Origin of the sequence: Sphingomonas sp. 2378 (genome assembly GCF_038084995.1) — a bacterium.
Lineage (GTDB): Bacteria > Pseudomonadota > Alphaproteobacteria > Sphingomonadales > Sphingomonadaceae > Sphingomonas.
Map to the genome: position 1 here is coordinate 37532 of NZ_JAXCMJ010000016.1, position 14832 is coordinate 52363.

Sequence of the window (14832 nt, forward strand, 5' to 3'; positions counted from 1 at the left end):
ACCGCCCCCGAAACGGGCGAAACCACCCGCATGAACATGATCCAGGCGATCAACTCCGCCATGGACGTGGTCATGGCGCGCGACCCGGATGTGGTCGTGATGGGCGAGGATGTCGGCTATTTCGGCGGCGTCTTCCGCGCGACTGCGGGCCTCCAGAAGAAATATGGCAAGACCCGCGTATTCGACACGCCGATCACCGAATGCGGCATCATCGGCGTCGCGGTCGGCATGGGCGCCTATGGCCTAAGGCCCGTGCCCGAGATTCAGTTCGCCGACTATATCTACCCCGCGCTCGACCAGCTGGTCAGCGAGGCGGCACGGCTGCGCTATCGCTCGGCGGGGGAGTTCACCGCGCCGATCACCGTACGCTCGCCCTTCGGTGGCGGCATCTTCGGCGGCCAGACGCATAGCCAGTCGCCCGAGGGTATCTTCACCCATGTCTCCGGGATAAAGACGGTGATCCCGGCCACGCCCTATGACGCCAAGGGCCTGTTGATCGCCGCGATCGAGGACAATGACCCCGTCCTCTTCTTCGAGCCCAAGCGCATCTATAACGGCCCGTTCAACGGCCATTGGGATCGCCCGGCGGAGAACTGGTCCAAGCACCCCGGTGGCGCGGTGCCGACCGGCTATTACAAAGTCCCGCTCGGCAAGGCGGCGACGGTGCGTGAGGGCGAGGCGGTGACGATCCTGTGCTATGGCACGATGGTCCATGTCTGCGCCGCCGTGGTGGCCGAGATGGGCGTCGATGCCGAAATCCTCGACCTGCGCACGCTGATCCCGCTCGACATCGAGGCGATCGAGGCGTCGGTAAAGAAGACCGGCCGCTGCATGATCGTGCACGAGGCGACGCGGACGGGAGGCTTCGGCGCGGAGCTGTCCGCGCTGGTCCAGGAGCGCTGCTTCTATCATCTCGAAGCGCCGATCGCGCGCGTGACCGGCTTCGACACGCCCTATCCGCACAGCCTGGAATGGGCCTATTTCCCCGGCCCGGTCCGTATCGGCCAGGCGCTCAAGACCTTGTTGAAGGACGCCTGACATGGCCCGTTTCACCTTCCGCCTGCCCGATATCGGCGAAGGCATCTCCGAGGCCGAGATCGTCGCGTGGCACGTACAGATCGGCGACCGGGTCGAGGAGGACCAGTCGGTCGCCGACATGATGACCGACAAGGCGACGGTCGAGATGGAATCGCCGGTGTCGGGCATCGTCGTCGAACTGGCGGGCGAGGTCGGCGACCAGGTGCCGATCGGATCGGCGCTGATGGTGATCGAGACGGATGCGGTGGAGGCGGCGGTATCGCCCGCGACGGAAGGACCCGTGCTCGAAGCCGAAAATCCCGGCGTCGAAGAAGCGCAAACTCCCTCTCCCCTTGTGGGAGAGGGGCGGGGTGAGGGGGAGCCGCAAGCGACGTCCCCCGTGGCCACCCCTCACCCCGACCCTCTCCCACAAGGGGAGAGGGAGCAGAAGAAGGTGCTGGCCTCGCCCGCGGTTCGTGCCCGTGCGCTGGATCTGGGCGTGGACTTGGCCAACGTGAAGCCCGCCGAGGGCGAGCGGGTGCGCCATTCGGACCTCGACGCCTTCCTTCGTTATGGTTCGGCACAGGGCTACACCCCCATCCGGGGCCCCCGCGCCGACGAGCAGGTCCGCGTCATCGGGATGCGCCGCCGCATCGCCGAAAACATGGCCGCGTCCAAGCGCGCCATCCCGCATTTCACCTATGTCGAGGAAATCGACGTCACCGCGCTGGAGGAGACGCGTGCGCAGCTGAACGCGGGGCGCGGCAACCGCCCCAAGCTGACGATGCTGCCGCTGCTGATCGTTGCGATCTGCAAGACGCTGCCCGACTTTCCGATGCTCAATGCGCGCTACGATGACGAGGCGGGCGTGGTGAACCGTTCGGGTGCGGTGCATATGGGCATGGCGACGCAGACGCCCGCCGGGCTGATGGTCCCGGTCATCCGCAACGCCGAGAGCCGCAATGTCTGGCAACTCGCGACCGAGATCGCCCGCCTCGCCGATGCGGCGCGTGGGGGACACATCGCCAGCGCCGACATGGGCGGCGGCACGATCACGCTCACCTCGCTGGGGCCGCTCGGGGGCATCGCGACGACGCCGGTCATCAACCGCCCCGAAGTCGCGATCATCGGGCCGAACCGCATCGTCGAGCGGCCGGTCTTTCGCTCCGACGGGCGCGGGGGAGAGACGATCGCGCGGGCCAAGCTGATGAACCTGTCGATCAGTTGCGATCACCGGGTGGTCGATGGCTATGATGCGGCAAGCTATGTCCAGGCGTTGAAGCAGTTGCTGGAGACGCCGGTGATGCTGTTTGCGGATTGAGCGATTCCCTTGGCCTTCGACTTCGCTCAGGCTGAACGGGGTTGGGACCAAAGCTCCGTTCACGCTGAGCGAAGTCAAAGCGCGCGCATGAACCTATCCACCGGGCGGGCGTCCTACATCGAAAGCAGGAGGGCGGAATGCGCGGCATGATGGCAGGATCGGTCGACGTCTCTTCGGACGGCGTGGTCAACGGAATGATCGGCGGAGACGTGATCGTGGCGCCCGGTGTCCGCGCCGTCATCAAGGGAATGGTCGCGGGTGACGTCGTCGTCGAGCGCGGGGCCGAGGTCCGGATCAGCGGCATGGTCGCAGGGCGCGTGATCAATCGCGGCGGCCTGGTCGAGGTGAGCGGGATGGTCACCGGGTAACGCCCCGGCTTGCCTTCCCGCGTCCAAGCGTGGACATGGGCGGGCATGACGACCGATCGCACCGCACGCACCGGCCTGTTGCTCGGCATCGGGGCCTATATCAGCTGGGGCATATTGCCGCTGTATCTGAAGCTGTTGAAGGGCGTGCCCGCGCTTCAGGTGCTGGCGCATCGTATCCTGTGGTCGTTGCTGTTACTCGCTGTGGTGGTGCTGATCGCCAGGCGTGGAGCCGCGATTCGCGCGGCGGCGCGGGGGCGGACCCTGTTGCTGCTCTGCGCCAGCGCGGCGCTGATCGCGATCAACTGGCTGGTCTATATCTGGTCGGTCCAGCACAATCATGTGCTGGAGGCGAGTCTCGGCTATTTCATCAATCCGCTGGTCAATGTCGCGCTCGGCGTCGCGCTATTGGGTGAGCGGATCCGGCGGGGACAGGCGGTGGCGGTGGGGATCGCCGCGCTCGGCGTCGCGGTGCTGGCGTTCAGCGGCGGTGGGGCGATCGGCATCTCGCTGGCGCTGGCCCTGTCGTTCGGCTTTTACGGTTTCGTCCGCAAGATCGCCGCGATCGACGCGCTGGGTGGTCTGACGGTGGAGACATTGCTGCTGGCCGCGCCTGCGCTGGCGGTGCTGTTCCATGCCAGCGCGAATGGCACGGCGGCGTTCGGGGCGGACCGGCATCTCGACATGCTGCTGATCCTGGCGGGGGCGGTGACGGCGGCCCCCCTGCTGATGTTCGCGGCGGCGGCGCGGCGGATGCGCTACACGACGCTGGGGCTGTTGCAATATATCGCCCCGACCCTGCAATTCGCACAGGCCGTGTTGTTGTTCGGCGAGCCGCTCAAGCTCGTCCATATCGTCACCTTCGCGCTGATCTGGACGGGGTGCGCGCTCTATGCCTTCGACAGTGTGCGGGGTAGCCGGACACCGGTAACGGCGGAATAGGTTCGCGCGGAGGCGTGGAGGTGTCTGGACGCGCCGCGCTGGCGACTTTTGTCTCGATCGGCAGACGAAGCCGCTTGGTTGTTGAAACAGGCAGCCTTCGGCTGGGCAAGACACCTCCGCGTCTCCGCGCCTCCGCGCGAACAAAAACCTATCGCCGCCCGCTCTGCAATTTCGCCACCGCCCGCCGGAGAACGCCGCGTGGCGTCACCCTGGTGCTGGCGGCGGTCAGGCGGTTGAGCAGTCCCGACACCATCACCGCCTGTCCCCGCTCCAGCGCCGCCAGCCCGTCGCGCACCACCTGTTCGGAATCCGAGGCGAAGCGGGTGAACAACGGCATCTCGGCCATCCCTGCGATATCGGCGAACTCGGTCCTGGTCGGCCCCGGACAAAGGGCGGTGACGGTCACGCCCCGACCCTTCACCTCCTCGTGCAAAGCCTCGGAGAAATGCAGCACGAACGCCTTGCTGGCATAATAGACGGCCATATAGGGCCCCGGCTGAAAGGCGGCGGTGGAGGCGATGTTCAGCACCCTCCCATGCCCGCGCGCCAGCATGGGCGGGATCAGCGCATGGGTCAGCGTCACCAGCGCGCGGATGTTCAGGTCGATCATCCCCGTCTGTGTCGCCAGATCGCTGTCGGCGAAGTCGCCCAGCGCGCCGTAACCGGCATTGTTGATCAGCGTGTCGACCGACAGCCCCCGGTCGGCGATCCCGTCGAGCAGCGTCTTCACCCCCTCCGGCCGTCCCAGATCGGCGGAGATGACATGCATCTCCACGCCCGGCCGCTGCGCCAGTTCGGTCGCCAGCGCCGCGAGCCGGTCGGTCCGCCGGGCGGTCAGGACCAGCGTGACGGGCTTCTTCGCCAGCGCCCGCGCAAAATCCGCGCCCAGTCCGGCGGAGGCGCCGGTGATCAGGATGGTGTCGGTCATCGCCGCGCTCCCAACAGGGGCGGCGGCTATTCGTTCAGCCAGCCGCCGGTAAATCCTGCCCGTTGCAATCCCCGCCGCAGATGCGGGTTCCGTCGCATCGTCTTCCAGATCAGGCCGGTCCGCTGATTCTCGATCATCGCGACGATCGGGCCCTGGTCGATTCCCAGATAATCCTTGTCGACCCAGCCGACGCCGGGGACGATATGCCCGTGCTTCAACGGTTCGGGCGGATCGGTCAGCGTCGGGTTGAACGCGTCGAGAAAGCCGTATTTGCCGTAAATGGCCTGGCCATAGCGGTCATGCATTGCGCGCACCGCCGGAATGGCGATGTCGGGGGCGAAGGCGATGGAGGCCGCCGCCGCCGTCGGGGCCAGCGTTCCATCGTCGCGCTCGCCCGGCCCGCGCGCCGAATAGCTGTAGAATTCGCGGGGGACGCCGTCGATCGTCTGGACGAAATCGCCCGGCCCGTCGCATGCGGTCAGCCCCCAGACATCCGCGCCATAGCCGCGCCAGCGCCCGGCATTCTCGATGGCATATTGCCGCTGGGCATGAACCGCGCGACGGCTGTTCTCGAAATAGTCGATGCCCTTGGCGGCCATATAGCCGTCGCGGATGCCTTTGAAATCGATCCAGACATGGCTGTACTGATGGCCGAACAGCGGCGCGAAATGCAGGTGCGGCTCGCCCCAGCGATCGCTCCAGCTCGGCTCGAACCGGCTCGACCAGGCCTGCCACGTGCCCTCGGGTAGCGGATGGGTGGGGGAGCCCAGCGCCAGCAGATAGAGCAGCATCCCCTCGTTATAGATGTTCCAGTCGGACTTGATGAACCCCGTCTCCGGGTGCCAGCCCATCGACAGCAGCGGCGCGCGCGGGGTGATCCAGGTCCAGTCGACCGCGCCGTAGATCCGGTCCGCCAGCGTGCGGATGCGCGCTTCGTCGGGATGATCGCCGTCGAACCAGCTTTGCGCGAACAGCACGCCGCCCAGCAGCAGCGCGGTGTCGACCGTCGACAACTCGCATCGGGCAAAGCGCTGGCCCTTGGTCACGCCCAGGAAATGGTAGAAGAAGCCCTTGTAACCGCTGAACCCCGTCTCGCCCGGCCCCTGCGGCGCGTCGGCGAAGAATTGCAGTGTGGTCAGCGTCCGGGCCCGCGCCTCTTCCCGCGTGATCCAGCCATTGACCACGCCCACCGGATAGGCGGTCAGCGCGAAGCCCACCGCCGCGATCGAGGCGAAGGACGGCGTCGGCCAGCGATCGGGGGCGAGGCCGGTCTCCGCATCGGTGGTTTCCCAAAAGAAGCGGAAGGTGCGCTCTTGAAGATCGCGGATCAGGTCGGGCTGGGGCAGGGGAATGATGCGCGGGGGGCGAACCCGCTCCCCCATTCCGGTGCAGCCTGTCGCCAGGGCGGCCAGGCTCAGCCCGCCCAGGGTCAGGACGCGGCGACGATCGTACATGGTCTCTCCTCGCTTCGATCCGGGATGGGCCGGGCCGGGGCCTGTGCGGCGCCCGGCCCGGTCGATCGTCAGAAGCGATAGCCGACCCGGAACTGCACCCGGCGGGGCAGGGTGATCAGCTCACGCGGCAATTGCGTCAGCGGGTCGGTGGCGTTGGTGAAGTCGTCGAAGCCGCCGAAGTTCTTGCTGTTGAACGCATTGAGCAGGTCGACCGCGAGATTGAGCTTGTGGCCAGCGAAAATCTCGATGTCGTTCTGCAACGTCATGTTGACCTCGCAGAAGGCGGCGATGCCCTTGATGCAGTTCTTGGGCGGATAGACGGTATAGACCTGCACCTGGCTGGGCGTGCTGCCCCGCGTCTCGTCGGTGACCTGGTACGCGCTGCCGCTGCCCAGCGTGGTGATGGTCGAGAATTTGAAGCCCAGCGGCAGGTCGACGATCCCCGACAGGACCAGCCGGTGCCGCTCGTCGCCGGGGCGCGGGCGATAGCCATAGGCCTCGGGCGTGGCATATTGCAGGCTGAACAGGTCGTTGCCGTTCTGCTCGCCCTTCGACAGCGTATAGGCCAGGTTGAAGCCCCAGCCCGAGCTTTGCGTATAGTTCTTGTCGAGGGTGAAGAAGAGCGCCTTGTAACGCGTCTTCAGCCCGTCATAGCCGATCAGCACGTTGGAGAAGCCCGCATTGCGCGTCGGGCTGCCGTCTCCGACATTGCAGCAGGTGCCATCGGCGTTCCGGGTGGCGAACAGATGCGTATAGCCGTTGCGCCCCGCGACATAGCTGCCGCTCAGGCTCGCCTGGAAAATCCCGATCCGCTGGCGCACGCCCAGGGTGAACTGGTCGGTAACGGGCGGGCGGGCGTTGTTCTTCACCGCGAACAGCTCGGGCTGGCCGGTCTGCGCATTGGCGATCAGCGAGAGCAGGCCGTCGCGCGTCAGGTAGCGGTCGTTCCACACCACGGTCGGCGTGCCGTCCGCGCGCGGGCGACCGTCGCGCGAGAAGAAGAGCTGGCCATAGGCATATTGCAGGCGGAATTGCTCATCCAGCGTGTTGTTGAACACGTTGCGGTCGTAATAGCGGCCATAGCCGCCGAACAGCACCGTGCTCTGATCCCCCTTGAAGTCATAGGAGAAGCCGGCACGCGGCTGGAACGCGCCCAGGAAGGGCGGGCGGTTGGTCCCGTCGGTGATATAGTCGGTGGGATTGAAATAGGAGGTCTGCGGCAACTGGCGCAGCAGCGCGGCGGCGGCGTCCGGCGTGCGATAGTTGTTGTTGAACAGATTGCTCTCATAATCCCAGCGCAGGCCGACATTGACCTGCAACTTGTCGGTCACGTCCCAGTCGTCCTGGAGATACAGGCCGACCTGCGAGTTGGATGCGGCGATGCGCGGGTTGCCGATGCCGATCTGCGCGGTCGCCGGAAACGAGAAGTCCAGCCCGTTCGTCGGATCGTTGCGGAAATCGTAGAAGGGCTGGACGAAGAAGTTCTTCAGGAACGTATAGTCCTGGAAGGCGAAGCGGATGCCGCCCTTGATGACGTGGTTGTCGATCCCGGTCCAGGTCAGGTCGTTGCGCAGCGTGTAGCTCGCCTGGCTGATCCGCTGCGTGCTTTCCTTGCCGCCGAAGCGGATCACGCCCTGATAGTTGAACGTGCTGCTGTTCGGATCGAGCGAGGTCGGGTTGTAGGTATAGTTCAGATAGCTGGCGTTGAATTCGTTGATGAAGCTGTCGCCGCGATAGGTCCAGCGATAGATATAGGTGTCGACGTTGTTCTTCTTGTTCAGCGCGTTGGAATAGGCGTTGGTCGACGCCCCGCCAAAGCCGGTGATGTCGGTTTCCACGCGCTTGCTGACGATCAGGTCGAAGGTCTGGCGATCGTCGGGGACGAAGGTCAGCTTGCCGAAATAGAAATCGCCGCGGAACGGGCTGACGAACGCGCCCTCATACTGGCCGAAGCGCGCGACGTTTTCGGGCGTGCGATTCTGGAGGCGGACGTTGAACGCGCGATTCTGGTCGTTGCCCTCATAGGCGGCGAAGAAGAACAGCTTGTCCTTGATGATCGGGCCGCCCAGCGAGATGCCATATTGCTTGCGCTCGAAGGCGGGCTTGGGCAGCCCGGCCTGCTTCACGAAATAATCGGTCGAGGACAGGTTGCGGTCGGTATATTGGGCGAAGGCCTCACCATGGAATTCATTGGTGCCCGACTTGGTCGTCGCGGTGATGATCGCGGCGCCGGCCTGTTCATATTCGGCCTTGTAATTCTGGGTCAGGACACGGAATTCGCCGACCGCCAACTGGCCGAAGGGATTGCCACGGCTGTCTTCCTGGCCCGCGACGCCGCTGTCGAGCACGTTGTTCTTGTAGCTGACGCCGTCGATGAAGACGTTGACCTGCCCGGCGGGCGAGGCCCCCGAGGAGAAGCTCTTGTCGGTCTCGCTGTCATTATAGCGGACGCCGGGGGCAAGCGCTGCGAAGCTCAGGAAGTTGCGGTCGGTCTGCGGCAGGGTGCGGATCTGCTCCTGCGAAATGTTGGTGGCGATTTCGCTGGTCTTGGTTTCGACCAGTCGGCCACCGGTCACGACGATTTCACCGCCCTCGACATTGCTGCTGCCGCCGCCGGCGATGTCCGCCGTGTCCGCGCCGCCGGGCTGGGCGGCGGTGCCGATCGTCAGGTCGAGCGTCGCCGACTGGCCGATCGCGACGACCACGACCTGCGTAACGGTCTCACCCGAGGTTGCCGTCGCGGTGATGCGATACTGGCCGGGACGCAAGCCGCCGAGCACATAGTTGCCCTGTGCGTCCGCGATCTGGCGGAAGGTCTGGTTGGTGCCGGTATTGACGGCGGCAATCTGTGCGCCTCCGGCAGGGGTGCCATCCGCGCTACGCACTTGTCCACGCACCTGCGCGGTCGTGGTCTGCGCGGCGGCGGGCGCGACCAGCATCGTCGCGCTGCCCAGGATCGTGGAGGTCGCCAGCACCGCGCGCAATGCAGCCGTCATCATCGTCTTCATGTCTGTTCCCCATATGCCGACGGCTGAGATGCTGCGTCCCGCGCCGGTCCATGTTTTTTGGTACCGGACCCTGAACGGGTTCCCGCGACGCGAAGGGCGCGCGGGGCGGGTCGGCTGGGGAGGAAAGGGCGACCCGCCATCGGGCCGCCCGGCATCCTCTCCTGGCACGGAGCCCGCCGGCTCCTGATGCCCGATCCCGGCCTGTGCCGACCGATCATCGTGACATGCCCGTCATCTAGTCCCAACGCCACGAAGGCCTCAAGCGCCCCTTCATGGTACCGGTTACAAAGCCCGGCGGGTGTGACTTTCGAGCAACGGGTATGTTGGTGGCAATGGGTTCCAAAACCGCGCTAAAGGGGGGCATGACTGTGGAAATTCGCCGCGACGGACCTGTCGCGATCCTAACGCTAAGAAATAGCCCAAATAATCATTTGGGGCTGGGAACCATTTCCGAACTGGCGGGTGCGTTCGATACCACCGATGCCGATCCCGATATCCGTGCGATCCTGCTGCGATCCGAGGGTCGGGTATTTTGCGCCGGAGCCGATCTGGTCAGCGCCAATCCGGTGGCCGATCCCCTGCCGCAGGGGGAGCGCAGCCCCTTCTACATGGCGGCGGCCCGGCTGTTCGGGGTGGCGACACCCGTTGTCGCGGCGGTGCAGGGGGCGGCGGTCGGGGCCGGGCTGGGATTGGCGCTGGTCGCGGATTTCCGCATCGCCGCGCCCGAGGCGCGGTTCGTGGCGAACTTCGTCGCGCTGGGGCTGCATCCGGGCTTCGGCATTTCGGCGGTGCTGGAACGGGTGATCGGGCGACAGCGGGCGGCGATGATGTTGCTGACCGGACGGCGAATTCGGGGCGAAGAGGCGGAGCGCTGGGGGCTGGTGGACCAGCTCGTACCCGCCGATGCACTGTACGACACCGCGCTGGCCCTGGCGCATGAGATCGCGGCGGCGGCTCCGCTGGCGATGGCGGCGACCCGGCGGACGTTACGCGGCGATCTGCGTGCGCTGGTCGAGAAGGCGACGGATCACGAACTGGCCGAACAGGCGAAGCTGATGCGGACCGAGGATTTCGCCGAGGGCGTGCGGGCGGTGACCGAGCGACGGCCGGGGCGTTTCGTGGGACGGTAAGGGGCGGTCACGGTTTTCGCCTCCGTTCCGGCAAGGCCCTCACCTCCGTTCAGCCTGAACGGAGGTGGGAAAGGGGGGAGCGTCGGAACGCGCGACCCTACCCCTTGCGCTTGGCCAATTCCGTCTTGCGGGTGGGCAGGGCCGCCAGGATCGCCTGGCGTTCCTCGGCGGGCTTGGCGCTCCAGTTGGAGATTTCGCGGATCGTCCGCGCGCAGCCCAAGCACCAGCCCGTCGCCTTGTCCATCGTGCAGACATTGACGCAGGGGCTGGCCAGGCTTGGCGGCTGGGGTTCGACGAAGCTGATGATGTCGAGCGACATGATCGGGTTACAGGCCGAACGAGACTTTCAGGAAGTCCGGGATCGGGCCGTTCCAGCCATTGTCGTCCGCCACCTCCTCGCCGCCCGACCGGCGACGGTCGCGGCGCGGAGCCTCGGCACGGGGCGCGCGTGGTTCCTCGAACCGGGGCTCTTCGCGACGCGGACGCGGCGGGCGGGCGCGGGGTTCCTCCGCCACGACTTCGGCCTGGGGCGCGGGAGCCTCCGTCTCGGTCGGGCGCGCACTCCGGTCGCGACGCGAACGACGGGCCGGACGCTCCTCCTCGGCGGGGGCGGGGAGTTCGAGCCGGTCGATCTTCTGGCCGGTCAGCTTCTCGATATTGTCGAGATTCTCGGCATCGTCTGGCGCGACGAAGGTATAGGCAATGCCCGTCGCACCGCCACGCCCGGTCCGGCCGATGCGGTGGACATAATCATCGGGGTGCCAGGGCGCGTCGAAGTTGAACACATGGCTGACGCCCTTGATGTCCAGCCCGCGCGCCGCGACGTCCGAGGCGACCAGGATGTTGACCTCGCCGCGCTTGAACAGTTCCAGCTCGGCCAGCCGCTGCGGCTGTTCCATGTCGCCATGGATTTCGCCCGAGCGGAAGCCATGCTGCTTGAGCGACTTGTTCAGCTCGCGCACGGTCGTCTTGCGGTTGCAGAAGATGATCGCGGTGCGCACCTCTTCCTGCTGGAGCAGCTGGCGCAGGCGCTTGCGCTTCTCGAACGACTGGGCCGCGACGGGCACGACCCATTGCTTGATATTGATATTGGTCGAGGCGGGACGCGCCACCTCGATCGTCTTGGGATTGTCGAGGAACTTGTCCGCCAGCTTCTTGATCGGCGGCGGCATCGTCGCGGAGAAGAGCAGGGTCTGCCGCTGCGACGGCAACTTGGTGCAGATTTCCTCGATATCGGGGATGAACCCCATGTCGAGCATCCGGTCCGCCTCGTCGATGACCAGCATCGAACAGCCGGTCAGCAGGATGTTGCCCCGCTGGAACAGGTCCATCAACCGGCCCGGTGTCGCGATCAGCACGTCGACGCCCTTTTCCAGCGCCTTGACCTGGTCGCCCATCGACACGCCGCCGATGAGGAGGGCCATCGAAAGCTTGTGGTTGGCGCCGTATTTCTCGAAATTCTCCGCGACCTGCGCGGCGAGTTCGCGCGTCGGTTCCAGGATCAGGCTGCGCGGCATCCGCGCGCGGCTGCGCCCATGCGCCAGGATGTCGATCATCGGCAGCACGAAGGACGCGGTCTTGCCCGTGCCCGTCTGCGCGATGCCGATGATGTCGCGCATCATCAGCACGGACGGGATGGCGGAGGCCTGAATCGGCGTCGGCTCGGTATAGCCGGCGTCGTTGACCGTCTTCAGGAGTTCGTCGGAGAGGCCGAGATCGGCAAAGCTCATGCAGTTTTCCGAGATATGGCGGGATGGGAATCGCCCCGCGCTCGCCCAGCAGCGATCCGGCGCTTGCGGATTCCGCGATAAAAGTCAAGGTTTCTCCCGAATCGGGAGCATCCGGGCGACGCGATTTGGCGTGCGGGCCGCCCGGTCAGGGGATCGGCGTAAGCGCGCGGAATTTCTGGATATCGCAGGTCCGACCGGCGCGGGTGCGGATGGGATCGCGGTCGGCGCAAATCTGTCCGTCGGGGCCGGGGCGGATATAGAAGCTGGAATAATAATCGATCTGGCGACAGGCGCGGGCCAGCTTGGCGCGCACCCGCTTGCCGCCGGTCAGGACGATATCGACCGTCCCGTCCTCGCCCGGCAGGGCCCCGGCCAGTTGCTGAGCGGGAATGCAGCGGGGGCCTTTGCGCTCCTTCCAGCGGGTCGGCGCGATCGGGCGGATCGCCGTGCGCGGCACGCGGATCACGACCCGTTCGCGCAGGATCACCTGGGCATATTGCACTTGCGCAGGCGCGTCGGCCGCCCCCAGCAAGGCGGGCGTCGTCAGCGTCATCGACGCGATGGCGGCGAGGTTTCGATAGCGGCGCAACATGTCAGCAGGAGCCCTTCATAAGCCCCATCGTTGAACGCTTTATGAACCTGTCCTAGTCGCATTCGCCATGACGCCCGCCCAGACCGCCTTGCTCGATGCCCTGTCGCCCATCTTGGGGGAGAAGGGGATCGTCACCGACCCCGCGCTGATCGCGCCATGGGAAGTGGATTGGCGGCGGCGCTTTTCGGGGCATGCCCCTGCCATCCTCGCGCCCGCCGACACGGGACAGGTGCAGGCGGTGCTGCGCGCGGCGGCCGAGCACCGCGTGCCTCTGGTTCCGCAGGGGGGGAACAGCTCGATGGTCGGCGGCGCGACGCCGCCAGCGGACGGGTCGGCGCTGATCCTGTCCACCCGACGGATGAACCGGGTTCGGCGGATCGACACGGGGTCGGCGATGATCGTGGCCGAGGCGGGCGTGATCCTGGCCGATCTGCACGCCGCCGCCGAAGGGGAGGGGGCACGCTTTCCGCTGACCCTGGGGGCCAAGGGCAATGCGACCGTGGGCGGGCTGGTCTCGACCAATGCGGGCGGGACCCAGGTGCTGCGCTTCGGGACGATGCGCGGGCTGACCCTGGGTGTGGAGGCGGTGCTGCCCGACGGGACGCTTTACGACGGGCTGTCCGCGCTCAAGAAGGACAATCGCGGATATGATCTCGGCCAGTTGCTGATCGGCGCGGAGGGGACGCTGGGCATCGTCACGGCGGCGGCGCTGCGGCTCGCCCCGGCGATCGCGGCCAGCGCCACCGCCTGGGTCGGCCTGTCCGACCCCGCCGCCGGGCTGGCGCTGCTCCGCCGGTTGCAGGCGGCGAGCGACATGATCGAGAGTTTCGAGATCATGCCCGTCGAAAGCCTGGCCGCCGCCGTCGCGCATCTGCCCGGGGCGCGCAGCCCGTTGCAGACCAGCCACCCCTGGCATGTCCTGATCGAGGCGGTGACCGGCGACCCCGCCGCCGATCCGGCCGCGATGCTGGAGGCGCAACTGGCCAGGGCGCTGGCCGAGGGTGTCGTCGCCGATGCGGTGATCGCCGCGTCGCAAACGCAAAGCGAGGCCTTCTGGCTGCTCCGCCATTCGCTGTCCGATGCCGAGCGGGCGCTGGGCCCGGCGGTGCAGCACGATATCGCTGTGCCGGTCGACGCGATGCCGCGCTTCATGGTCGAGGCGGCGGCGGCGTGCGACGCGCGCTTTCCCGGCACCCATGCCTCGGGCTTCGGCCATCTGGGCGACGGCAACATCCATTTCCATGTCCGCGCCGCCCCCGGCACCGATCGCGACCGATTCTATGCCGAGCAGGCGGCGACCATCACCCGCTTCGTCCATGACCTGGTCATGGCGGCGGGGGGGACCATTTCGGCGGAGCATGGCATCGGCCAGATGAAGCGCGACGAACTGCTACGCCTTTCCCCTGAAAGGGTTAGCGCGATCCGCGCGATCAAGACGGCGCTCGATCCGCACGGTCTGTTCAATCCCGGCAAGCTCGTCGCTTGCGCATGAGGCTTCGGGCCCATAGACACGGGGGCACGACGCGCGGCCGGGGGGCTCGCGTGGACGAGTTTTTTGGAGATTATCATGGCCAGCGCGCCGTCCCTTCCCCTTTTCTATAACGGCCTGGAGCCGCTTTCGAGCGAGGCTCACGCCAACTTCAAGGTTCGTCCGCAAGAGACCGCGCCTTTCTTGGTCGGCCAGCACGCGATCCCCGTGACCGTCGATGAATTTCCGCTGGTGCAGCGTTTCATGCCGATCGTCTTCTCGGTCGGCGACCAGCCGATCCCGCTGGCGCTGATGGGCCTGAACGAGGGCGTGAACGTCTTCGTCGACGACGAAGGCCGCCTGACCGAGACGAACTTCTACGTCCCGGCCTATATCCGCCGCTATCCGTACATGCTGGCCAAGCTGCGTCCCGAGTCGGAAGAGCTGTCGCTCTGCTTCGACCCGACCTCGCCGACGATCGGCGCGTTCGACGAGGGCGATGCGCTGTTCGACGGCAACCAGCCCAGCGAGCTGACCAAGAACATCCTGTCGTTCAACGAATCGTTCGAACAGGCCGGGGCCCGCACCCAGAACTTCATGACCGAGCTGACCGAAATGGGTCTGCTGATGGACGGCGAAGTCTCGATCCAGCCGGAAGGCGCCGACCAGCCCTTCGTCTATCGCGGTTTCCAGATGATCAACGAGGAAAAGCTGGTCGACCTGCGCGGTGACCAGCTGCGCAAGATGAGCCAGTCGGGCATGCTGCCGCTGCTCTATGCGCATCTCTTCTCGCTGTCGCTGATGCGCGACATCTTCGCCCGTCAGGCGCAGCTCGGCAAGATGCCGCAGCCGCAGCTCCAGCCGCTGGGTTGATGGG

General features: G+C 66.4%; 13 protein-coding genes. 7 read left to right on the forward strand and 6 right to left on the reverse strand.

The features are described from left to right. Positions 1-30 precede the first annotated feature (30 nt). From SM191_RS10025 to rarD, 4 genes are all read left to right on the forward strand, one after another. A complete protein-coding gene (locus tag SM191_RS10025) occupies positions 31-1038 on the forward strand; it encodes an alpha-ketoacid dehydrogenase subunit beta (RefSeq protein ID WP_341506102.1) in 1008 nt (335 codons plus the stop codon). Position 1039: 1 nt separating this feature from the next. After that, entirely contained in the window at positions 1040-2338 is a 1299-nt protein-coding gene (locus SM191_RS10030) for a dihydrolipoamide acetyltransferase family protein (protein WP_341506078.1), read from the forward strand. Positions 2339-2475: 137 nt separating this feature from the next. Continuing rightward, the gene (locus SM191_RS10035; protein WP_341506079.1) at positions 2476-2706 is read left to right on the forward strand and encodes a hypothetical protein; all 231 of its coding nucleotides are present in this window, start codon (positions 2476-2478) and stop codon (positions 2704-2706) included. Between the two features lie 45 nt (positions 2707-2751). Continuing rightward, positions 2752-3645, forward strand: a complete 894-nt coding sequence (rarD, locus tag SM191_RS10040) for an EamA family transporter RarD (protein ID WP_341506080.1) — start codon at positions 2752-2754, stop codon at positions 3643-3645. 148 nt (positions 3646-3793) lie between these two features. Here the strand turns inward: rarD and SM191_RS10045 are convergent, their stop codons facing one another. The 3 genes from SM191_RS10045 to SM191_RS10055 form a co-directional block, all read right to left on the reverse strand. Then, on the reverse strand, positions 3794-4573 hold the full coding sequence (locus tag SM191_RS10045; RefSeq protein WP_341506081.1) for an SDR family NAD(P)-dependent oxidoreductase: 780 nt from the start codon (positions 4571-4573) through the stop codon (positions 3794-3796). Between the two features lie 26 nt (positions 4574-4599). Beyond that, a complete protein-coding gene (locus SM191_RS10050; protein WP_341506082.1) occupies positions 4600-6027 on the reverse strand; it encodes a glucoamylase family protein in 1428 nt (475 codons plus the stop codon). A 68-nt stretch (positions 6028-6095) separates the two neighbouring features. Next, entirely contained in the window at positions 6096-9035 is a 2940-nt protein-coding gene (locus tag SM191_RS10055) for a TonB-dependent receptor (RefSeq protein ID WP_341506083.1), read from the reverse strand. 362 nt (positions 9036-9397) lie between these two features. On the opposite strand from SM191_RS10055, the gene SM191_RS10060 reads away from it, so the two are divergent. Next, positions 9398-10165: an enoyl-CoA hydratase/isomerase family protein gene (locus tag SM191_RS10060; RefSeq protein WP_341506084.1), complete on the forward strand. Its 768-nt coding sequence runs from the start codon at positions 9398-9400 to the stop codon at positions 10163-10165. A gap of 97 nt (positions 10166-10262) precedes the next feature. Here the strand turns inward: SM191_RS10060 and SM191_RS10065 are convergent, their stop codons facing one another. The 3 genes from SM191_RS10065 to SM191_RS10075 form a co-directional block, all read right to left on the reverse strand. Beyond that, positions 10263-10484 carry a DUF1289 domain-containing protein gene (locus SM191_RS10065; protein WP_341506085.1) on the reverse strand — a complete coding sequence of 74 codons (222 nt, stop codon included), beginning with the start codon at positions 10482-10484 and terminating at the stop codon, positions 10263-10265. A 7-nt stretch (positions 10485-10491) separates the two neighbouring features. Continuing rightward, a complete protein-coding gene (locus SM191_RS10070; RefSeq protein ID WP_341506086.1) occupies positions 10492-11895 on the reverse strand; it encodes a DEAD/DEAH box helicase in 1404 nt (467 codons plus the stop codon). 145 nt (positions 11896-12040) lie between these two features. Then, the gene (locus tag SM191_RS10075; protein ID WP_267434376.1) at positions 12041-12487 is read right to left on the reverse strand and encodes a hypothetical protein; all 447 of its coding nucleotides are present in this window, start codon (positions 12485-12487) and stop codon (positions 12041-12043) included. Between the two features lie 67 nt (positions 12488-12554). Between SM191_RS10075 and SM191_RS10080 the strand changes: the two genes are divergently transcribed. After that, complete coding sequence (locus SM191_RS10080) at positions 12555-13979, forward strand: FAD-binding oxidoreductase (protein ID WP_341506087.1); 1425 nt, start codon at positions 12555-12557, stop codon at positions 13977-13979. Between the two features lie 75 nt (positions 13980-14054). Continuing rightward, positions 14055-14828, forward strand: coding sequence for a SapC family protein (locus SM191_RS10085; RefSeq protein WP_267434378.1), 774 nt, complete (start codon positions 14055-14057; stop codon positions 14826-14828). Positions 14829-14832 lie beyond the last annotated feature (4 nt).

Coding starts and splice junctions, on each gene's coding strand:
- SM191_RS10055 (WP_341506083.1), bottom strand. CDS start 9,035: ATGAAGACGATGATGACGGCTGCATTGCGCGCGGTGCTGGCGACCTCC.
- SM191_RS10025 (WP_341506102.1), top strand. CDS start 31: ATGAACATGATCCAGGCGATCAACTCCGCCATGGACGTGGTCATGGCG.
- SM191_RS10030 (WP_341506078.1), top strand. CDS start 1,040: ATGGCCCGTTTCACCTTCCGCCTGCCCGATATCGGCGAAGGCATCTCC.
- SM191_RS10035 (WP_341506079.1), top strand. CDS start 2,476: ATGCGCGGCATGATGGCAGGATCGGTCGACGTCTCTTCGGACGGCGTG.
- SM191_RS10070 (WP_341506086.1), bottom strand. CDS start 11,895: ATGAGCTTTGCCGATCTCGGCCTCTCCGACGAACTCCTGAAGACGGTC.
- SM191_RS10060 (WP_341506084.1), top strand. CDS start 9,398: ATGACTGTGGAAATTCGCCGCGACGGACCTGTCGCGATCCTAACGCTA.
- SM191_RS10050 (WP_341506082.1), bottom strand. CDS start 6,027: ATGTACGATCGTCGCCGCGTCCTGACCCTGGGCGGGCTGAGCCTGGCC.
- SM191_RS10080 (WP_341506087.1), top strand. CDS start 12,555: ATGACGCCCGCCCAGACCGCCTTGCTCGATGCCCTGTCGCCCATCTTG.
- SM191_RS10065 (WP_341506085.1), bottom strand. CDS start 10,484: ATGTCGCTCGACATCATCAGCTTCGTCGAACCCCAGCCGCCAAGCCTG.
- SM191_RS10045 (WP_341506081.1), bottom strand. CDS start 4,573: ATGACCGACACCATCCTGATCACCGGCGCCTCCGCCGGACTGGGCGCG.
- SM191_RS10085 (WP_267434378.1), top strand. CDS start 14,055: ATGGCCAGCGCGCCGTCCCTTCCCCTTTTCTATAACGGCCTGGAGCCG.
- rarD (WP_341506080.1), top strand. CDS start 2,752: ATGACGACCGATCGCACCGCACGCACCGGCCTGTTGCTCGGCATCGGG.
- SM191_RS10075 (WP_267434376.1), bottom strand. CDS start 12,487: ATGTTGCGCCGCTATCGAAACCTCGCCGCCATCGCGTCGATGACGCTG.